This window comes from Solimonas variicoloris DSM 15731 (assembly GCF_000382285.1).
Taxonomy (GTDB): domain Bacteria; phylum Pseudomonadota; class Gammaproteobacteria; order Nevskiales; family Nevskiaceae; genus Solimonas; species Solimonas variicoloris.
On the sequence record NZ_KB907925.1, the window covers coordinates 477652 to 490633 of the forward strand.

Annotated in this window: 11 protein-coding genes; 4 read left to right on the plus strand and 7 right to left on the minus strand. The window is 71.1% G+C overall.

Translation table 11 applies throughout. The annotated features are described in order from the left end of the window. The gene (locus tag H149_RS0102305) at positions 1-1425 is read left to right on the plus strand and encodes an efflux transporter outer membrane subunit (RefSeq protein WP_020648115.1); all 1425 of its coding nucleotides are present in this window, start codon (positions 1-3) and stop codon (positions 1423-1425) included. Positions 1426-1438: 13 nt separating this feature from the next. On the opposite strand, the gene H149_RS0102310 is transcribed toward H149_RS0102305, so the two are convergent. Then, positions 1439-2278 carry a helix-turn-helix domain-containing protein gene (locus tag H149_RS0102310; RefSeq protein ID WP_020648116.1) on the minus strand — a complete coding sequence of 280 codons (840 nt, stop codon included), beginning with the start codon at positions 2276-2278 and terminating at the stop codon, positions 1439-1441. Positions 2279-2400: 122 nt separating this feature from the next. Between H149_RS0102310 and H149_RS0102315 the strand changes: the two genes are divergently transcribed. Further along, positions 2401-2724 carry a DUF2834 domain-containing protein gene (locus tag H149_RS0102315; protein ID WP_020648117.1) on the plus strand — a complete coding sequence of 108 codons (324 nt, stop codon included), beginning with the start codon at positions 2401-2403 and terminating at the stop codon, positions 2722-2724. 47 nt (positions 2725-2771) lie between these two features. Next, complete coding sequence (locus H149_RS23895; RefSeq protein WP_245540447.1) at positions 2772-3839, plus strand: hypothetical protein; 1068 nt, start codon at positions 2772-2774, stop codon at positions 3837-3839. Positions 3840-4180: 341 nt separating this feature from the next. On the opposite strand, the gene H149_RS23545 is transcribed toward H149_RS23895, so the two are convergent. The 3 genes from H149_RS23545 to pyk form a co-directional block, all read right to left on the minus strand. Then, complete coding sequence (locus H149_RS23545) at positions 4181-5497, minus strand: OmpA family protein (protein ID WP_020648121.1); 1317 nt, start codon at positions 5495-5497, stop codon at positions 4181-4183. Between the two features lie 137 nt (positions 5498-5634). After that, positions 5635-6327, minus strand: a complete 693-nt coding sequence (locus H149_RS0102340; RefSeq protein ID WP_020648122.1) for a glycerophosphodiester phosphodiesterase — start codon at positions 6325-6327, stop codon at positions 5635-5637. A 60-nt stretch (positions 6328-6387) separates the two neighbouring features. Beyond that, on the minus strand, positions 6388-7824 hold the full coding sequence (pyk, locus tag H149_RS0102345) for a pyruvate kinase (protein WP_020648123.1): 1437 nt from the start codon (positions 7822-7824) through the stop codon (positions 6388-6390). 137 nt (positions 7825-7961) lie between these two features. Here pyk and purT point away from each other — a divergent pair, with 137 nt between their 5' ends. Beyond that, entirely contained in the window at positions 7962-9152 is a 1191-nt protein-coding gene (gene purT / locus H149_RS0102350; RefSeq protein ID WP_020648124.1) for a formate-dependent phosphoribosylglycinamide formyltransferase, read from the plus strand. A gap of 55 nt (positions 9153-9207) precedes the next feature. On the opposite strand, the gene H149_RS0102355 is transcribed toward purT, so the two are convergent. From H149_RS0102355 to H149_RS0102365, 3 genes are all read right to left on the minus strand, one after another. Further along, positions 9208-10080, minus strand: a complete 873-nt coding sequence (locus H149_RS0102355) for a pirin family protein (RefSeq protein ID WP_020648125.1) — start codon at positions 10078-10080, stop codon at positions 9208-9210. An 89-nt stretch (positions 10081-10169) separates the two neighbouring features. Next, entirely contained in the window at positions 10170-10661 is a 492-nt protein-coding gene (locus H149_RS0102360) for a hypothetical protein (protein ID WP_020648126.1), read from the minus strand. A gap of 126 nt (positions 10662-10787) precedes the next feature. Further along, positions 10788-12791 carry an APC family permease gene (locus tag H149_RS0102365; RefSeq protein WP_020648127.1) on the minus strand — a complete coding sequence of 668 codons (2004 nt, stop codon included), beginning with the start codon at positions 12789-12791 and terminating at the stop codon, positions 10788-10790. Positions 12792-12982: the final 191 nt, after the last annotated feature.

Consider the following 12982-nt stretch of genomic DNA (forward strand, 5'->3'; position numbering starts at 1 on the left):
ATGAAACCGACCCTGAGCCTCGTCGCCATCGCCGCCACGGCCGCGCTCGCGGCCTGCACGCTGGAGCCGCGCTACCAGCGGCCGGACGCACCGGTCGCCGCCGCCTATCCCGCCGCGCCGGCCGCGGCCGCCGACCTCGGCTGGCGCGATTTCTTCGCCGACGCGCGCCTGCAGAAGCTGATCGAGATCGCGCTCGCCAACAACCGCGATCTGCGCGTCGCCGTGCTCAACATCGAGGCGGCGCGCGCGCAGTACCGCATCCAGCGCGCCGATCTGCTGCCGGCGCTCGACGCCAGCGGCTACGAGACCGCGCAGCGCAGCGCCGACGACTTCACCGCCGCCGGCCAGCCGAACACCACGCATACCTACAGAGCCGGGCTCGGCATCACCGCCTACGAATTCGACCTGTTCGGTCGGGTGCGCAGCCTGAGCCGCAGCGCGCTGCAGCAGTACCTCGGCACCGAGGAAACGCGGCGCAGCACGCAGATCGCGCTGGTTGCCGAAGTCGCCAACGCCTATCTCAGCCAGCTCGCCGACCAGGCGCTGCTGCGGATGACCGAGGACACCTTCGCCAGCCGGCAGTCCTCGTACGACCTGACGCGGCGCAGCTTCGAGGCCGGCGCCGCCAGCGCGCTCGACCTGCGCCAGGCGCAGACCGCGCTGGAGACGGCGCGTGCCAATCTCGCCCAGTACCGGCGCTTCGTCGCGCTCGATCAAAACGCGCTGCTGCTGCTGCTCGGCGTGCCGGCGCTGCCGGCCGAGCTGCCGCCGGCGCGCGATCTCGACACCCAGCAGCTGCTCGCCGAGCTGCCGGCCGGCGTGCCGTCCGAAGTGCTGACGCGGCGTCCGGACGTGCTCGCCGCCGAGCACAGCCTGATGGCCGCGAACGCCAACATCGGCGCGGCGCGCGCGGCGTTCTTCCCGCGCATCACGCTGACCGGCAGCTACGGCACGATGAGCACGCAGTTCGACGGCCTGTTCGACAGCGGCACGCGGGCGTGGAGCTTCACGCCGACGATCACGCTGCCGATCTTCAGCGGCGGCGCCAATCTCGCCAACCTCGATCTCGCCAAGACGCAGAAGAACATCTACGTCGCCCGCTACGAGAAAGCGATCCAGACCGCGTTCCGCGAAGTCGCCGACGGCCTGGTTGCGCGCGGCACACTCGATGAGCAGCTGGCGGCGCAGCAGACGCTGGTCGAGGCGACACAGGCGAGCTACCAGCTCGCCGACCTGCGTTTCCGCGCCGGTGTCGACGACTATCTCGCCGTGCTCGACGCGCAGCGCTCGCTGTACGCGGCGCAGCAGTCGTACATCGCCACCAAGCTCGCCCGGCTGCAGAATCTGGTGACGCTGTACAAGGCGCTAGGCGGCGGCTGGGACGAGCGCGGCGCCGCGCAGGACACGGCGCGCACCGCGCCATAGGCGCGGCGCGGGTTCAGCGCGCCGCGCCGGCCAGCGTGCGCAACAGCGTCTCGCTGTCGGCGTCGGCCGGGAAGAAGCTTTCGACGCGCAGCTCGTCGGTGGTGACGTCGAGCGGCGTGCCGAAGGTCGTCAGCATCGAGAACAGGCGCAGACGCAGCGTGCCGGCGCGGAACTCGGTCGGCAGCACCGGCAGCGGCGCCACGCGCAGATCGATCTGGCGCCAGTGGCGCGGCAGGCCCGGATAGCGCAGCACCTCGTCGAGCAGTGCGGCGAGCGCCGGATGTTCGAGCGCCTCGCGCGCGGTGCGCGCCAGCAGCGGCGGCGCCACCTCGTCGAGGTTGGCGATGTACGGCCGCAGGCCGTGCTCGTGCAGCGTCAGCTTCAGCAGATTGCGCGGTCCGTCGCCGCAGACCGTGTGCCACATCGTCGCGTCGACGCCGAGCGCGTCGAGCAGGCGCGGCGTTACGGCGTTGGTGCGCAGCACGTTCCAGGCGCGGTCGACGACCGCCGCCGGATAGGGCTCGTGATGACGCAGCAGGGCATCGAGCGCCTGCAGCGCCGGCTGCATGTCCGGCGCCTCGAGCGGGCGCTGCGGATAGATGCCGGCATAGCCGGCGGCGAGCAGCAGGCGGTTGCGCTCGCGCAGCGGCAGGTCGAGTGTCTCGGCGAGCTGCAGCACCATGTCGCGGCTCGGCTGCGCGCGTCCCGATTCGAGGAAGCTCAGATGCCGCTGCGAGACCTCGGCCTGCAGCGCGAGCCCGAGCTGCGAGAGGCGCCGCGCGCGGCGGTTCTCGCGCAGCAGCGTGCCGAAGTCCGGCAGATCGGTGCCGTGCGTCGCGGGCTGGAAGCTCATGGCCGGATGATGGCACGGGCCGGCGGCACGTCGATTACCCGGCCGGTAATTGAACGCCGGCAGCGCGGCGCGCACCGTGGCGGCCGACCGCTTCCGGTCGCTTGCCACGCAGGAGTTGCGCCATGAACCGCACCGTCACGCTCGTGCTGCTGGGCCTCGTTCTCGCCGATTTCGCGCTGCTGTCCGGCTATGCGCTGGTGCAGCATGGCTACTGGGGGCTGTTCGCGCAGCAGCTGCAGAACAGCGCCGGCTGGCAGGTGCTCGCCGATCTGGTCATCGTCTGCGCGCTGGCGATGATCTGGATGCTCGCCGATGCGCGCCGCAGCGGCCGCATCGTCTGGCCGTACCTGCTGGCGACACTGGCGTTCGGCTCGTTCGGTCCGCTGCTGTATCTGCTGGTCGGCGCGCTGCGCGGTGCGTCGCGGCGCACGCCGGTCTACGGCTGAGGCGGGCCCACCGCGCGTACGCCTTTGCGCCCTGGCAGGCCGAGCCGATGTCCGACGCCGTGCCCGTTCCGCAGACGCTGAGCATCGCGGCCGCCGACGGCTATCCGCTGCGTCTCGAACACTGGGCGTCGGCCGCCGGCCCGGCCCGTCGCCTCATCGTCATCGCCCCGGCGCTCGGCGTGCCGCCGGCCTTCTACCGCGCGTATGCCGCCTTCATGGCGCAGCAGGCCGAGGTCGGCTGCATCGTCTGGCGCGGCACCGAGCCGGATCAGGCGCACGGTCGCGGGGCGGTGATGGCGGACTGGGGCCGGCTCGATCTCGAAGCCGCCCTGCGCTGGGCCGAGGCTCGCCACGCGCGGCGCGTGCTGGTCGGCCACAGCGCCGGCGCCCAGCTCGTCGGGCTGGCGCCGGCCAGCGCCGGGCTCGAGGCGCTGGTGCTGGTGGCCGGCTCGGCGCCGCACCGCCGCCACTATCCGCCGGCCACGGCGCTGAAGTTCTCGCGGCTGTGGACGCTCATTGCGCTGCGCAGCCTCGCGCGCCGTCGCCGCTGGCCGCCGGGCAGCTTCGGCGTCGCCGGCACGCCGCTGCCGGTCGGCGTGCTGCGCCAGTGGGCGCAATGGGCGCGCCGCCCGCACTACCTGTTCGATCCGGCTTCGCGGCTCGATCTCTCCGGCTACGGGGTGCTGCGCCAGCCGCTGCTGGCCTGGCGTGCCGATGACGACGACTACGTCAGTGCCGCCGCCGAGGCGGCGCTGCTGGTGCGCTTCCCCAGGCCCGGATCGAGCAGCGCGCGCTGCGGGCGGCGCCGGGCGCGGCCGTCGGCCACTTCGGCTACTTCCGCAAGCCGGCGCGCGCCGCATGGCAGCAGACGCTGGACTGGCTGGACGCGTCGGGGCCGCGCGTGGCGTAAGCTCGGCGTCCCGAATCGCCGAGGAGCCCTTCATGCTATTGCCCGAACTGCCGAACGCCGGCCAGCCCTTCCCGCAAGTCGCCACCGCCGGTCGCCCGAGCGCCGACCAGTTCGCGCTGGCCAAGCAGCGCGGCGTCGGCACCATCGTCAATCTCTGCCCGCCCGGCGAGCCGGCCGCGTACGACGAAGCGGCGCTGGTCCGTGAGCTCGGCCTGCAGTACGTCAACATTCCGGTCGCCGGTGCCGGCGATCTCAACGAGGCCAACGCGCGCAAGCTCGCCGAGGCGCTCGAACACGCGCACGGCGTCGCGCTGGTGCACTGCGCGAGCAGCAACCGCGTCGGCGCGCTGTTCGCGCTGAAGGCCTACTGGCTCGAGAAGAAGAGCGTCGACGAGGCGCTGGCGATCGGCCGCGCCGCCGGTCTGCGCGCGATGGAGCCGGCGGTCCGTCAGCTGATCGGCGCCTGAGTCGCGCCCCGCGCGTTTCCGGACGCGCCAACAAAAAACCCCGCCGAGACGGCGGGGTTTTTTGTTGCGGCGACGGCGGTCAGGACATCGGCGCCGCGTCCGGCGCTGCCTCCGGTGCCGCGTCCGACGCCGGCGCGCTCGGCTCGGTGCCGACGTCCGCCGGTGGCGGGGCCGCGCCGCCGCCCTCGGTGATTTTCAGCTCGACGCGGCGGTTGTGCTCGCGGCCCTCGTCGGTGGCGTTGTCGGCGATCGGCTTGGATTCGCCGAAGCCCACCGTCGTCATGCGCTCGGCAGCGATGCCCTTGCTGGCCAGATAGGCTTTCACCGCATCGGCACGACGCTGCGAGAGCTTCTGGTTGTAGGCGTCCGCGCCCTTCGAGTCGGTGTGGCCGTCGACCTCGATCTTGATGTCGGCGTGCCGCGTCAGCTCGGTGGCGACCTGATCGAGCAGGGCCTTGGCATTGAGCGTCAGCGTCGCCTTGTCGAAGTCGAAGTTGACGCCGTGCAGCACCAGCGTGTCGCCGACCGTGCAGCCGTCGAGGTTCAGCGGTTCGCCGGGCTGCGGCTGATGGCATTCCGGCGGCGGCGGGGGTGGCGGCGGTGGCGGCGGCTCGACCGGCTCGACCACTTCGACCGGCGTCTCCGGCTCGGCGACCGGCACCGGGGCCGGCGGCGTGCTGAAGAAGTAGCGCAGCGTCAGCATCGCCGACTGCGCTTCGTAGTTGGTCTCGACATGCGCGCCCGGCTCGTCCTTGACGAGGCTGAACTTGCCGGTGTCGGACTTCAGATAGCGGTAGTCGAGCGACACCGTCCAGCGCGGGCTGAGGTCGTAGGCGAAGCCGGCGCCGAACTGCCAGGCCAGCACCGTGTCGAAGCGGCTCTCCAGCTGGTTGCCGTTGAAGCTGACGTCGTCGATCGCGAAGCGCGCGGCGCCGATGCCGGCGCCGAGGTACGGATGGAGGCGGCGGGCGCGGAACAGGTCGTACCAGACGTTGAACATCGCCGTGGCGACGTTCTCGCCGCCGTCGACGTCGGTGGTGGTGCTGCCGGAGCCGCCGAAGGGGCCGAGCGGCGGCAGATGCATGCGGTCGAGATCGTTCTCGCGGTAGGCGAGTTCGAGTTCCGGCCGCCAGCCGTTGGCGTAGGCGTAGCCGAGGCTCAGGCCGCCGAGCCAGCCGGTGTCGAACTCGGCGTCCGCGACCTTGGTGCCGTCGGGCAGCGAGCCGATCAGCGGATCGTAGTCATAGATCCGCAGGTTCTGTTCGCGGACCCAGTTGGCGCCGCCTTCGAGTCCGAGATACCAGCCGTCGCCGGCTTCGGCGGCGAGCGGCGCGGCGGCGGCGGCGAGCGCCAGCGGCAGCAGCCGCAGCCGGCTATGCAAGCGTTTGCGAGTCATGCGTGTTCCCCTTGTTCTTCGTTGAACGCGACTCCGGCAACCCGTCCGTTCCGCTACCGGAGAATGGGTGCAGCAAAGGCAAGCATAAAGAACTTCGGCCGCCGGCGCCCGCGCCGCGGCATTGCCGGCGCGACCGTTCAGGCGCGGTCGGGGTAGTCGGTGAACAGGCCGTCGACGCCCATGCGGCGCAGGCGCAGCATCTCCTCGGGGTCGTTGACGGTGTACACGTAGAGCCGGAGGCCGCGCGCGTGGGCATCGCGGATCAGCTTGTCGTCGACGAACTCGCTGGACACCGACAGCACCGCGGCGCCGAGTTCGGCGGCCGGCCCGGCCCAGTCCAGCGGCACGCCGCAGACCAGCGCGCCGATCGGCACTTCGGGCAGCAGCTCGTGGAACTCCCACAGCTCGGGGTGATGGAACGAGGACACCAGCAGGCGCTCGGCCGGCCAGCCGTCGGCGAGATAGTCGCGCAGGATGCGGGCGACGGCTGCCGCGCAGCCGTTCCAGGTCTTCAGCTCGATGTTGACGCCGGCGCGATTGGCGACGAGGTCGAGCGCTTCGTTGAGCGTCGGCACCGCCTGGCCGCCGCCGGCGTCGAGCGCGCGGATCTGCGCGGCGCGCAGCGCGTCGAGGCGGCCGTGGCCGTTGGTGGTGCGGTCGATGGTGAGGTCGTGCATCAGCCAGCATTCGCCGTCGACCAGCTGCACGTCGAACTCCAGCCAGTGCGCGCCGAGGCGGATGCCGGTATCGAGCGCGAGCAGGGTGTTCTCCGGCGCGTGGCCGCGCGCGCCGCGGTGGCCGATGATGGTGAAGGCCGGGGTATCGGACATGTCGCGCCTCCGTTCTCTGCGCCTATCTTGGCACGCGCCGGCGGGCCGGTGCGGGCTTTCTCAGGTCTGGCCGACCGTCATGATTTTCATCGTGTTGGTGCCGCCCGGGCCGACGCCGTCGCCCTTGGTGATGAGCACCCGGTCGCCATCGGCGACCATGCCGCGCGCCTTGAGCAGGTCGATCGCCTCGAAGGTCTTGGCCAGGCCCGGCGCCGCTTCGTCGCTCGGCTGGAAGGCGTACGGATAGACGCCGCGGCACAGCGCCATGCGCCGGCGCGTGCGCTCGTGCGGCGTCAGCGCGTAAATCGGGATCTGGCCTTCGCTGCGCGACATCATCAGCGCGGTGGCGCCGGATTCGGTCATGGCGATGACCGCGCGCGCGTGCATGTGCCGCGCCGTCCAGCTCGTCGCCATCGCGATCGCCTCGTCGGTGCGCTCGAAATGCGTGTCGAAGCGCAGGCTGCGGCGGATCGTCACCGGCAGCGTCGCCTCGGCGCCGATGCAGACGCGCGCCATCGCTTCGACCACCTTGACCGGATAGCGGCCGGTCGCGGTCTCGGCCGACAGCATCACCGCGTCGGTGCCGTCCATCACGGCGTTGGCGACGTCGAGCACTTCGGCGCGCGTCGGGATCGGGCTGGTGATCATCGATTCCATCATCTGCGTCGCCGTGATCACCATTCGGTTCTGTTCGAGCGCCTCGGCGATGATGCGCTTCTGCCAGCCCGGCAGCTCGGCGTCGCCGATCTCCACGCCGAGGTCGCCGCGCGCGACCATCACCGCGTCGCTAGCGGCGACCAGCTCGCGCAGCACCGGCAGCGCTTCGGCGCGCTCGATCTTGGCGACCAGCCAGGCGCTGCCGCCGCAGGCCTGCATCAGCGCGCGCGCCTCGGCCATGTCGGCCGCCGAGCGCGGGAACGAGACGGCGATGAAGTCGGCGTCGAGCGCCACCGCGGTGCGCAGATCGTCCTTGTCCTTCTCGGTCAGCGCCGCCGCCGACAGGCCGCCGCCCAGCTTGTTGATGCCCTTGCGGTTCGACAGCGGACCGCCGACCAGCACCGTGCAGATCACGCGCATGCCGGCGACTTCGTCGACGCGCATGGTGATGGCGCCGTCGTTGAGCAGCAGCACGTCGCCGGCGGCGACGTCGCGCGGCAGCTCCTGGTAGGCGCAGCCGACCACGCTGGCGTCGCCGGCCTGCGCGCCGAGCGCGGTGTCGAGCGTGAAGCGTTGGCCCTCGTGCAACTCGACCGGCCCGGCGGCGAACGATTCGATGCGGATCTTCGGGCCCTGCAGGTCGGCGAGGATGCCGACGTCGCGGCCGAGTTCCTGCGCGGCGGCGCGAACCTGCGCGGCGCGGCGCCGATGGTCGTCGGCCGAGCCGTGCGAGAAGTTCAGGCGCACCACGTCGACGCCGGCGGCGAGCACCTTGCGCAGGACGTCCGGGGCATCGGTGGCGGGACCGAGGGTGGCGACGATTTTGGTGCGGCGGGCCATGGCTTCAGCGCTACTCCGAATACAATGCGGGGCTGTACACGCAACGCTCCCGCGCGTTGGCGGGCCTCCAGTGTATGCCGGCGCCGGCCGCGGCGAGGCATCGCGTTTTCATCATCGTGGTTTCGGCGGAGATTGGCATGACGGTTTTCGGGACGCCCCTGAGCGGCAATGCGACCAAGGTGCTGATGCTGGGCTCGGGCGAGCTCGGCAAGGAAGTCGTCATCGAGCTGCAGCGCTACGGCGTCGAGACCATCGCCGTCGATCGCTACGCCAACGCGCCGGCGATGCAGGTCGCGCACCGCAGCCACGTCATCAACATGCTCGACGGCGCCGAGGTGCGGCGCGTCATCGAGCTGGAGCGGCCGGACCTGATCGTCCCCGAGATCGAGGCGATCCACACGCCGACGCTGCTCGCGCTGGAGCAGGAAGGCTACACGGTGATCCCGACCGCGCGTGCCGCGCGCCTGACCATGGATCGCGAGGGCATCCGCCGCCTCGCCGCCGAAGAGCTGGGCCTGCCGACCTCGCCGTACCGCTTTGCCGGCAGCATCGAGGAATACCGTGCCGCGGTCGACGCGCTCGGCCTGCCCTGCGTGGTCAAGCCGGTGATGTCCTCATCGGGCAAGGGCCAGTCGGTCGTCCGCTCGGCGGCCGACGTGCAGCACGCCTGGGATTACGCGCAGGCCGGCGGCCGCGCCGGCCAGGGCCGCGTCATCGTCGAGGGCTTCGTGCCCTTCGATTACGAGATCACGCTGCTGACGGTGAAGCACGCCGGCGGCATCAGCTTCTGTCCGCCGATCGGCCATCTGCAGATCGACGGCGACTACCGCGAGTCCTGGCAGCCGCAGCCGATGAGCGAGGCGGTGCTGCGGCAGTCGCAGGAGATCGCCGCCAAGGTCGTCGAGGCGCTGTGCGCGCCGAACGGCCGCGGCCTGTTCGGCGTCGAGCTGTTCGTCCGCGGCGGCGAGGCGATCTTCTCCGAAGTCTCGCCGCGCCCGCACGACACCGGCCTGGTCACGCTGATCTCTCAGGACCTGTCCGAATTCGCGCTGCACGCGCGCGCGATTCTCGGCCTGCCGATTCCCAACATCCGCACGCGCGGCGCGGCCGCGTCGTGCGCAGTGCTGTTCGAGGGCGATCGCCGCGCGCCGCGCTACGCCGGCGCCGCCGAGGCGCTGGCCGAGCCCGACACCCAGCTGCGCCTGTTCGGCAAGCCGGAGATCGTCGGCAAGCGGCGCATGGCGGTGACGCTGGCGCTCGCCGAATCGATCGACATGGCGCGCGACAAGGCGCGCCGCGCGGCGGCGCAGCTGCGCCTGGTCGACTGAAGGCGCGTTCGGCGCGGCGTCGCGCTGGCGAAGCCGGACGCTGCGCGCGCGGCCTTCAGCGCGCCGGCAGCGGAATGAACTCGGTCTCGCCGGGCACCGCCGCGAAGCGCTGCGCCAGCCAGTCGGCCTTGGCCTGCTCGATGCGCTCGGGCCGGCTCGACACGAAGTTCCACCACACCGTGCGCGCGCCGAGCGGTTCGCCGCCGAGCAGCATCAGGTGCGTGTCACGGTCGGCGACGATCTCGACCTCGGCGCCGGCCGCGAATACCGGCAGCATGCCTTCCGTGAAGTGCCGTCCGGCGGCGCTGACGCTGCCGTCGACGACGTAGAGCGCGCGCTCGCTGTACTGCGTGGGCAGAGCCAGGTGCGCGCCGGCCGCGAGGTGCGCCTCGACGTAAAAGGTCGGCGAATGGGTGGCGACCGGCGAGCGCAGGCCGTAGGCCTCGCCGGCGATCACGCACAGGCGCACGCCGTCGCCGGCGCTGCGCGGCAGCGTCGCGCCGGGGTAGTGGATGAAGGCCGGTTCGCATTCCTCGTCGGCTTCCGGCAGCGCGACCCAGGACTGGATGCCGTGCACGTGCGGGCCGGCCGCGCGTTCGTCGGCGGGACTGCGCTCGGAGTGCGCGATGCCGCGGCCGGCGGTCATCCAGTTGACGTCGCCGGGCACGATGGTCTGCACCGAGCCGAGCGAATCGCGATGGTCGATGCGGCCTTCGAACAGATAGGTGACGGTCGACAGGCCGATGTGCGGGTGCGGGCGCACGTCGACGCCGCGGCCGGGCGCCAGGTTCCACGGCCCCATGTGATCGAAGAAGATGAACGGGCCGACCATCAGGCGATGGGCGATCGGCAGGACGCGGCGCACGATCTCGCCGTCGCCGAGGTCGCGGCTCCGGCCTTGCAGGATGTCGATGACGGCGTCGCTCATGTCGGCTCTCGCGGGGGTGGCCGCCAAGCATAAGCGAGGGCCCGCGGCGGCGCCGCGGACGGGCGTGTGCCCGTTCCCGTGGCGCGCCGTCAGTGCTGGCGGAGCGCGTCGTTCGCCGCGCAGCGCGGCGCGCCGCCGGCGCCGAGCAGCGGCGAGTGCTTGCCGCGGAACGCCCAGTCGGCCTGCTCGGCGAAGATCTGGCGCTGGCGCTCGCAGGTCTCGATGGTCGCGCGCAGGTCGTTGAGCAGACCGCCGGCTTCGCCGTGCAGGTCGGGCGGCAGCGGCAGCAGGCGCTGCTCGCGGCGGTACGCGTGCAGGGCGTAGCGCGCCAGCGAAACCGGCGCCAGCAGCGCGTGGGTGAGCCAGATCGCCAGCGCCAGCGACAGCAATGTCGCACCGGCTGCCCAGGCGATCAGCGTCTGCGGCTGCCAGTCGTCCGGCGCCAGCAGCAGGAAGCCGATCAGGACCAGCAGCGGCATGCCGCCGGCGAACACCAGCACGCCGTAGAGCTGATCGGCGAGCAAGTCGAACGGCAGCAGGGGATGCAGCCGCCGGTAGCGTTCGAGAGGAAAATTCGTCATGGCCCGCAGACTAGCGCCTGCCGCCGCCGCTGCGCCGCCGACGCGCCGAACGGCCGCAAACAGGGGATCAAGCGCGGGCCGGGGCGGGGGAAATCCCGCCGCCGCACCCGGCTGCGGGAACGATTCCTAGCGGATGCTGACGCGCGGCGGTGGCGCCACCGGGTCCGGCACCGCCAGCGGCACGATGTGCATGCGGTGGCCGTCGGCTTCGAGGCGCTGCTGGACGGCCAGCGGCATCTGGTTGTGCAGCCAGCGCGTCAGCAGGGTCTCGTCGCCGAACACCAGCTTGCTGGCGAACACGGTCGCGTTCGGGAAGTCGGCGAACACGCGCGGCAGGATGCCGAGCAGCTCGCCGAGCGGATCGCCGCCGTAGGCCTGGTAGGTTCTGGTCGCCAGCCCGCGGCTGGCGCAGTAGCTGGTGAAGTAGTTCAGCGAGTTTTCGATGCGCGCGCGCAGGCTCTTGAGCGTGCGTTCGCTGTTGAAGGCGTCCTTGTCGACTTCGCCGACCGACACGAATACGAAGTTGCGGAAGCGGCCGGGGAAGGTGTCGAGCACCCAGCGCAGCGCGTGCATGCCGGCACCGCGACTGTTGCCGACCAGGATCACGGCGGTCTCGCCGGCCGCATCGGTGGGCAGCGGGCGGGTGTCCTCGTCCCAGTCTGGCTTGATGGCGTAGACCTGGTCGACGCGCAGCATCAGCCGGCGGATGTGTTCGTAGTGGCGGTGGATCAGCAGGCAGAAGCCGACCACGCCGCTGGTGATCAGCACCGTGACCCAGCCGCCGAGCATCAGCTTCTCGGCGAGGATCACCAGCAGGATCGCCACGCAGACCACGAAGCCGAGCGCGGCCATCGCGAACTTGGCTTTCCAGTCGAGCCGGTACAGGCGCTGCTCCCACCAGTGCCGGCAGAGGCCGAACAGCGACAGCGAGAAGGTCAGGAACACATTGATGCTGTAGAGCACCACGAGCAGGCCGACCTTGCCGCGCGTCAGCAGCAGGATCGCCAGCGCGGCGACGCCCATCACCAGCACGCCGTTCTGCGTGACCATGCGGCTCGACAGCTGGCGGAACTGGCGCGGCACCCAGTGGTCGGCGGCCATGCTGGCGAGCACCGCCGGACCGCCGAGGAAGCCGGTGTTGGCGGCGACCAGCAGCAGGCCGGCTTCGAGCGCGAGCACGATGATCAGCACCACGCGCGCGGTTTCGGCGTCCCACGGCAGGCTTTCGAGGATGGCGCGGAAGGTCACTGCGTTGAGCGTCTGGCCGGCGACCGGCTCGGCGTTCCACAGCAGGTAGAGCAGGATGATGCCGCCGGCGGTGAAGGCCAGCGACAGCGCCATGTAGAACATCGTCCAGTGGCCGGTGCGCACGCGCGGCTCGGCCAGCATGTTGATGTTGTTGGAGACGGCCTCGATGCCGGTGTAGGTGCCGGCGCCGACTGAGTACGCGCGCAGGAACAGGGCCACCGCGAACATCCAGCCCGACTCCTGGGTCAGTTTCGCGGTTTCCGACCAGGTCGCCGCGACCATGTCGTCGAGCGCCTCGGCGTGGAAGTTGATGCCGTAGACGATCAGGAAGACGTGCGTGATGAAGAAGCCGAGGAAGATCGGCGCGAGCACGGCGATCGATTCCTTCATGCCGCGCAGGTTGAGCACGATCAGCATGACGATCAGGCCGATCTCGGCGCCGAGCTTGTAGCCCTGCGCCTGCGGCGACAGCAGGCTGAACAGCGCGTCGGCGCCGCTGGCGACCGAGATGGCGATGGTCAGCACGTAGTCGACGATCAGCGCCGAGCCGGACACCAGGCCGGCGTGCTTGCCGATCAGCTGCGTCGCCGCCTTGTAGCCGCCGCCGCCGGACGGGAACAGCTCGATGACCTGGTTGTAGGCCAGCGAGATGATGAACACCGTCAGCGCCGTGGCGCCGGCCAGGTAGAGGGCGATGTGGCGGTGCTCGCCGAGCGCCAGGAACGCTTCTTCCGGGCCGTAGCACGATGACGACAGGCCATCCGCGCCCAGCCCGATCCAGGCCAGAAATGCGACCAGCACGATGTGCTGGCGGGTCTTCGGATCGAAGGGGTCCAGCTTCCTGCCGAGGATCAGGCGCCGTAGGCCTTGCAGCACGCTCATTCAGGTCTTGCGGTCGGGCGAAGCGCCCGATTCTAGCACCGTGAGCAATTGTTGCCCTATCGCTGCAATGGGCCGGCGCGTACAATTCAGCCCCTTTTGCCGGACGCCGTTCGTTCCGGTCCGTTCCGGCCGCCGGCGCGGCCGGGCCGGGAATTCGGCAAAAAGCCCCCATCTTTCGGAAAACTTTCCGG

Coding starts and splice junctions, on each gene's coding strand:
- H149_RS0102305 (WP_020648115.1), top strand. CDS start 1: ATGAAACCGACCCTGAGCCTCGTCGCCATCGCCGCCACGGCCGCGCTC.
- H149_RS0102310 (WP_020648116.1), bottom strand. CDS start 2,278: ATGAGCTTCCAGCCCGCGACGCACGGCACCGATCTGCCGGACTTCGGC.
- H149_RS0102315 (WP_020648117.1), top strand. CDS start 2,401: ATGAACCGCACCGTCACGCTCGTGCTGCTGGGCCTCGTTCTCGCCGAT.
- H149_RS23895 (WP_245540447.1), top strand. CDS start 2,772: ATGTCCGACGCCGTGCCCGTTCCGCAGACGCTGAGCATCGCGGCCGCC.
- H149_RS23545 (WP_020648121.1), bottom strand. CDS start 5,497: ATGACTCGCAAACGCTTGCATAGCCGGCTGCGGCTGCTGCCGCTGGCG.
- H149_RS0102340 (WP_020648122.1), bottom strand. CDS start 6,327: ATGTCCGATACCCCGGCCTTCACCATCATCGGCCACCGCGGCGCGCGC.
- pyk (WP_020648123.1), bottom strand. CDS start 7,824: ATGGCCCGCCGCACCAAAATCGTCGCCACCCTCGGTCCCGCCACCGAT.
- purT (WP_020648124.1), top strand. CDS start 7,962: ATGACGGTTTTCGGGACGCCCCTGAGCGGCAATGCGACCAAGGTGCTG.
- H149_RS0102355 (WP_020648125.1), bottom strand. CDS start 10,080: ATGAGCGACGCCGTCATCGACATCCTGCAAGGCCGGAGCCGCGACCTC.
- H149_RS0102360 (WP_020648126.1), bottom strand. CDS start 10,661: ATGACGAATTTTCCTCTCGAACGCTACCGGCGGCTGCATCCCCTGCTG.
- H149_RS0102365 (WP_020648127.1), bottom strand. CDS start 12,791: ATGAGCGTGCTGCAAGGCCTACGGCGCCTGATCCTCGGCAGGAAGCTG.